At 67.8% G+C, this 6334-nt stretch carries 6 protein-coding genes; 1 reads left to right on the forward strand and 5 read right to left on the reverse strand.

Going from position 1 to position 6334, the window contains the following annotated elements; translation table 11 throughout:
• The first annotated feature begins 10 nt into the window (after positions 1 to 10).
• Positions 11 to 1021: an ABC transporter permease gene (locus tag ABIR17_RS03170; RefSeq protein ID WP_348002916.1), complete on the forward strand. Its 1011-nt coding sequence runs from the start codon at positions 11 to 13 to the stop codon at positions 1019 to 1021.
• Positions 1022 to 1029: 8 nt separating this feature from the next.
• Here the strand turns inward: ABIR17_RS03170 and ABIR17_RS03175 are convergent, their stop codons facing one another.
• The 5 genes from ABIR17_RS03175 to ABIR17_RS03195 all read right to left on the reverse strand — a co-directional run.
• Complete coding sequence (locus ABIR17_RS03175; RefSeq protein WP_348002907.1) at positions 1030 to 2259, reverse strand: multidrug effflux MFS transporter; 1230 nt, start codon at positions 2257 to 2259, stop codon at positions 1030 to 1032.
• A 78-nt stretch (positions 2260 to 2337) separates the two neighbouring features.
• On the reverse strand, positions 2338 to 3009 hold the full coding sequence (locus ABIR17_RS03180; RefSeq protein ID WP_348002908.1) for a cyclase family protein: 672 nt from the start codon (positions 3007 to 3009) through the stop codon (positions 2338 to 2340).
• Positions 3006 to 4289: an amino acid permease gene (locus tag ABIR17_RS03185; RefSeq protein ID WP_348002909.1), complete on the reverse strand. Its 1284-nt coding sequence runs from the start codon at positions 4287 to 4289 to the stop codon at positions 3006 to 3008. Before ABIR17_RS03185 ends, ABIR17_RS03180 begins: the two co-directional genes overlap by 4 nt.
• Before the next feature lie 102 nt (positions 4290 to 4391).
• Positions 4392 to 5783 (reverse strand): GH1 family beta-glucosidase, encoded by a 1392-nt coding sequence (locus tag ABIR17_RS03190; RefSeq protein WP_348002910.1) that lies wholly within the window; start codon positions 5781 to 5783, stop codon positions 4392 to 4394.
• 7 nt (positions 5784 to 5790) lie between these two features.
• Positions 5791 to 6334, reverse strand: a 544-nt coding sequence (locus ABIR17_RS03195; RefSeq protein ID WP_348002911.1) for a PLP-dependent transferase, incomplete at its 5' end; no start/stop codon positions are given.

Here is a 6334-nt window from a genome sequence, read left to right on the forward strand (position 1 = left end):
GGTCGCCGTATTGGGCACCCCTCAGCTCGCCGGCGAAGCGCCGCCGAGCGCGCTCCGGCGCTTCCTGAGTGGCGGCACCGGCCGCAACCTGGGGCTCGTGATCGCGCTCGCGGTCATCGTGGGTGTCGGGGCCCTGACCGCGGGCGACAGGTTCCTCAACTTCGAGAACTTCCTCACGATTGTCAGAGCCGCCTCGATCGTCGGCGTCATCACGGTCGGGATGACCTTCGTGATCACGTCCGGGGGCATCGACCTCTCGGTCGGATCGGTCCTGGGGCTTTCCACAGTCGTCGCCTCTACCGCCGCCGTGCAGGCCGCGGCCAAGGAGACCTCCTGGCTGCTGCTCGTCGTCGTGGCGATCGCCGTCGGCGCCGCGGCGGGATTCGTGAACGGAATCGTGATCGCCTACGGGAGGGTCGTGCCCTTCATGGCGACCCTCGCCATGCTCGTCGCCGCCAGCGGCCTCGCGGAGTTGATCTCCGACCGTAAGACGCTGATCATCAACAACACTGACTTTCTGAACTTCTTCCGCGGCGGCCTGCTCGGGGTGCCCGCCCTCATCTGGATCTTCGCGATCGTCGCGGTCGCCGGCTGGTTCCTGCTCGGCCGCACGACCTTCGGACGCCGCACCGTCGCACTCGGCGGTAACTACGAGGCGGCGCGTCTCGCCGGACTCAAGGTCAAGCGCCACATCGTCGCGCTCTACGTGCTCGCCGGAGCCACCGCCGGCATCGCGGGATTCATGATGATGGGCCGCACGTCGGTCGGCACCTCGACCCACGGCGGCGGCTACGAGTTGGATGCGATCGCCGCGGTGGTCGTCGGCGGCACCCTGCTCATCGGCGGCCGGGGCACGATCGTCGGAACCGTGTTCGGCGTGCTGATCTTCCAGACACTCATCAACATTTTCACGCAGAACAACCTGTCGACCTCGGTTCAGGCCATCACGAAGGGCGTCATCATCGTGGTTGCCGTGCTGCTCCAGCAGCGGTTCGCGGCGCGCGGTTCCCGCTCGACCTGAGGCTGCGTTCAGTCGGCGAGAGGCGGCACGCTCCACGGGCGCACCAAGAGCCAGAGGGATGCCGTGGCGACAGTCATCGCAGCCAGAACGACCCAGCCGACCGGCGCTCCCGACGTCAGGCCGATGAACCCGGGAATGGTCGACACCAACCCGGCGATCGCGGCATTCGCGGCGCCCGTGAGAGATGCCGCCGTGCCGGCCTCTGTGCCGTGGTTGGCGAGGGTGAGCACCTGTATGCACGGGAAGCACAGTCCACAACTCGAGACCAGAAAAAAGAACGGCACGATGACCGTCAACGGTCCGTTACCGAGGTGTGCGGCGACGACGAGCGCGGCCCCCGACAACGCGATCGAGCTCGTACCGATCGCCAGCACCCACGCGGCCCCGATTCGCGGGACGAGCCGAGCCGAGACCTGAACGGCGACCAGCAGCCCGAACGAGTTGAGGCCGAACAGCAGTCCGAACTGCTGTGGGTCGATGCCGTAGAGGTCCTGGAGCAGAAACGGCGACGACGAGACGTAGCTCAGGATCGAGCTGAACACCATGCCTCCGATGAGAGCCGCCCCGAGAAAGACTCGGTCGCGAAACAGCGCCCGGAACCGGTCGAGGACGCTGACGCGCCCTGTGGTGCGACGAGCTTCGGCCGGCAGTGTTTCGACCAGAAAGACGGCGGTGGCTACCAACACGAACACGCCATACCCGGCCAGGAAGACGAAGACCCCGCGCCAGTCCATCACCCGCAGCAGCTGCGACCCGATGAGCGGCGCGAGAACCGGGGCCAAGCCGTTGACGAGCGCGAGCCTCGAGAGCATCCGCACCAGGGGTTTGCCGCCGAACAGGTCGCGCACCATCGCCAACGCGACGACACTGCCAGCGGCCGCACCGACGCCCTGACCCACGCGCATCACGGCGACCAGCTCGACGCTCGGGGCGAGGATCACACCGAGGCTCGCGATCACGTGCAGGGAACTCGCGACCAGCAGCGGGATGCGCCTGCCGATCGTGTCGCTCCAGGGTCCGATGATCAACTGGCCGATCCCGAAACCGATGGTTGTCGCAGTCAGGGTGAGCTGCACCGCGGCGTCGCTGGTGTGCAACTCTTCGGCGATGCGCGGGAACGCGGGCAGGTAGAGGTCGATCGTGAACGGCCCGAGCGCGGTCAGCGCACCCAGGATCAGGATGTATACCGTTCGCTGACGACGGCTGAGCGCGTCGCCGGGGTGGCTAAGTGTGGTCATGCGGAAGCGGATTTCTTGGAGAGGTGAGACGGCGGGAGGGGACCGTCCGCACCCTCGGTGACGTGTCCTCTTGTGAGGCTAGCCGAGCGTCGCGTACGCGCGCACGGGGAAGGTGCCGAACCCCGCGACTGCGGGCGGAGCCGCCGTGAACCGGGCACCGTGAGCGGGCAGATCGCCGAGCCGGGTGAGGTGCTCAACGACGTGGATGCCGGCCGCAAGCAGCGCCGAATGCACCGGGCGCTCGCCGCCCGACTCGGTGTCGTCGATGTTGAGCGAATCGATCCCGACGAGAGTCACGCCCTGGGCGACCAGATGATTCGCCGCGGCTGCGTCGAGGAAGGGCGACCCGGTCGCATACTCGGGCGTGCCAAAGTGACGGTCCCAGCCGGTGTGCAGCAACACCGCAGTGCCACTCAGGTCGCGGTCGAGGAACAGCCCTGCCGGGATCCCCCGCGTCGTCAGATCGGTGAGATGAAACACCTCGGCCGGCAGATCGACCAGGGTGCTGAGGTCGAGGCCGGCGAGATCAGACCCCTCGCCGTAGCGGTGAAACGGCGAGTCGAGATAGGTGCCGGTGTTGCCGATCATCGTGATGATGTCCATCGCGAACTCGGTGCCCTTCGCGTATCTCTGTCGTGAGTCTTCGCGCGTCAAAAACGGCGTGATCGTGGGGGCAGGCAGGCCGGGATAGGTGATTAGACCGGCGTGGATGACATGGCTGAGATCGACAATTCGGCGGCGGACGGTCACGGGTTCGGCTCTTTCTCGGAAACGGGTTGGGCACGCTGGCGCAGACGCTTGACGATCGTCACCGCAACGGCGACAACCGCGAGGATGGCCGGGATGAGCAGGTTCGCGCCCGCCAAGACAACGAGTCCGGCGGTGAGCACGACCGAGAGGATCGCCATCCACCAGCCAACCGTGAAGCGGTCGAGCAGCCTGACCGCGGAGATCATCCCGACCAGGTAGACCGCCACCATCGACGACGTATGGATCAGCACGAAGACCTTGAGATCGACGCCGAGCGCGAAGTACAGCGCCGTGTAGCCCAGGCAGACCGCCGCCGTGAGCAGCAGCCCTCGACGCGGCACCGCGCCCGCTTCGGCACCCTTCGCGAACCAGCGGGGCAAATGTCCGTCGCGCCCCAGTGATGCGGCGAGGTTGCCGAGGGCCGGCATGTAGGCATTGAGCACGCCGATGACGACCACCGCAGCGATCACCCCGACGATCAGCGGGCCGTAGCCCGGGAGGGTGATGGCCACCAGGTCGAGCAGAGGAACGATGCTGCTCGGTCGACCGGTGCCGAGCACGGCGACGGTCGCGAACTGCAGCGAGAGGTAGGCGGCACCGACCACGACGATCGCAATCGCGGTGGCTAGCGGCAAGGTGCGCCGCGGGTTCTTGAACTCACTCGCCCAGTGCGTGATCGCCTCCCAGCCGGCGAAGGCCCAGACGAACAGACTGATCGCCAGGCCGACCCCGGCCCACCCGTGGGGAAGAAAAGGCTCGAAGTTTGAGCGTTGGCCAACGGGGACCGCGCTCACGACCACGAGCAGCACGACACCCACCAGCAGGGCGGTCAGCACCAGTTGTACAGCGCCGCTCACCCGGAGGCCGATCCAGGCGAGCCCGATCGTGATGACGAAGAACGAGATCCCCAACCACGGCACCCAGGAATGCGGCAGGCCGAGCACCGAGGTGAGATATTCACCGCCGAGCACGGCGACGACCGGGGCCCCGAATCCGCAGCCGAAAAAGAACCAATACCCCGTCATCCGGGCCGCGGTCGGCCCGAGGGCGAGACGTGCGAACGTGGCGACCCCGCCGGCATCCGGAAAGCGCCCGGCGAGCGCGGCGAAGGTGCCAGCCAGCGGGACCGAAAGCACGAGCACTGCGGCGACCGCGACGATGGATGCCGGCCCCGCCGCATCCGCAGCCAGGCCCGGGAGTACGAGCACCCCGGTGCCCAGCACCGCCGCGATGTAGAGGGCAGAGGCCGAGGGCAGCCCGATCCGGCCTTGCGATTGCACCTGACCAGTCTGGCCGGTCCCGACTGACACCCGCGCGCGGTTTTCGGCCAAAGACCTCTCCCTCGGGAGAGCCAGTTCTCTCTCAGGAGGGCCAGTTCTCTCTCAGGAGGGAATGATGCGACTGCGGATGAGTTCCGCGTAACGGCGACCGCTGTCCTTCACGATCCGTTCCTGCGTGTCGTAGTCGACGCGGACGATCCCAAACCGCTTCGAATACCCGTAACCCCACTCAAAATTGTCCAGCAGCGACCAGGCGAAATAGCCCCTCACATCCGCCCCCGCGGTGCGAGCTCGGACCGTCGCCGCGAGATGGCTCACGATGTAGTCTCCGCGTTCAGGGTCGAGGACGTGTCCCGCAATCGGGTCGTCACGGAACGCCGCCCCGTTCTCGGTGACGAGCAGGGGCATCCCGGGGTGCTCCGCAGCCAGCCGAAGCAACAGTTCCTCGAGCGCCTCGGGGGCGATGTTCCACCCCATGTCGGTCAGCGGTCCGGGCTGCGGAAGAAACTCGACGTGCTCGCTCCCCGGCCACGGTGACCCGGCCCCGGCCCGGTGTCCGTCAGCTGCGGCGCGCGGCGCGCGGCCATCACTGTCTCGCACCGTCACCGTCGAGTAATAGTTCACCCCGAGCAGGTCGATCGGCTGCGCGATCAGGGCCAGGTCGTGGTCCTCAACGAACGCCCAATCGGTCACCCCCGCGGTATCACGGACGAGATCGTCGGGGTACCGATCGTCGAGGATCGGCCCGGTAAACGAACGGTTGGCGAGGGCGTCGATCCGGCGCGCGGCATCGTCGGCATCCTGGTCGGCCGGACGCGCGACGTGGAAGTTGAGGGTCGTGGAGACCTGGGGCGAATTGCGCGCTGCGCGGCGGATCTCGGGTACCGCGAGCCCGTGCGCCAGATTGAGGTGGTGCATCGCAGCGAGCGCCGATGCGCCGTCGGCTCGGCCCGGCGCGTGAGCCCCCGACCCGTAGCCGAGGAAGGCTGAGCACCAGGGCTCGTTGAGGGTCGTCCAGATCGCCACGCGGTCGCCGAGCACCTCGACGGTACGGGCGGCATACTCTGCGAAGCGCACCGCAGTCTCGCGCTGCGGCCAGCCACCGGCATCCTCAAGTTCCTGCGGGAGGTCCCAGTGGTACAGGGTCGCGACCGGCGCGATGCCGCGGGCGAGCAGTCCGTCGACGAGCCGGGAGTAGAACGCGATCCCGGCCGGATTCAGTGCCCCGTGCCCACCCGGCTGCACCCGCGGCCAGGCGATCGAGAAGCGGTAGGCGTCGAGCCCCAGGTGCGCCATCAGGTCGAGGTCGGTGTCGAGCCGGTGGTAGTGGTCGGCCGCGACGTCTCCGGTGTCGCCGTCGAGAGTTCGCCCCGGCGTGTGGCTGAAGGTGTCCCAGATCGACGCGGTGCGGCCGCCCTCGCGCGCGGCACCCTCGATCTGGTACGCGGCTGTTGCCGCGCCAAGCGTGAAGTCCTCGGGGATGCGCAGTGACACGGCCGGACTAGACCGCGTCGAGCGCCGTCAGCAGGTCGGCGGTCAGGTCGTCGACATCCTCGATGCCGACCGACAGTCGCACGACCGAAACCGGCACCTCGAGCTCGGTGCCGCGCACCGACGCGTGGGTCATCTCGGAGGGATAGCAGACCAGCGACTCGACGCCGCCGAGCGATTCGGCGAGCTGGAAGAGCTTCGTCGACTCGGCGAACCGGCGGGCAGTCGGCCCGTCGGCGAGGCGCACCGAGAGCATGCCGCCGAAGGCCTTCATCTGCGTCGCCGCGAGGTCATGCCCCGGGTGATCGGGCAGCCCCGGGTAGTACACGGCGCTGAGCTTCGGATGTCCGACCAGACGTTCGGCGATGGTTTGAGCGTTCGAGGAGTGTCGATCGACACGCACCGCGAGAGTCTTGATGCCGCGAATCGTCAGCCAGGCATCCATCGGGCTGGAGACCGCACCGACGCCGAACTGCAGAAAGCCGACCTTGTCGGCGAGGCTCTGCCCGTCGACCTGCGCACCCTCCTTGACGATCACCGCGCCACCGAGCACG

It is taken from the genome of Pseudolysinimonas sp., assembly GCF_039912695.1.
Lineage (GTDB): Bacteria > Actinomycetota > Actinomycetes > Actinomycetales > Microbacteriaceae > Pseudolysinimonas_A.

Excerpts from the sequence above, each read along its gene's own strand:
- ABIR17_RS03175 (WP_348002907.1), bottom strand. The coding sequence starts at position 2,259 with ATGACCACACTTAGCCACCCCGGCGACGCGCTCAGCCGTCGTCAGCGA.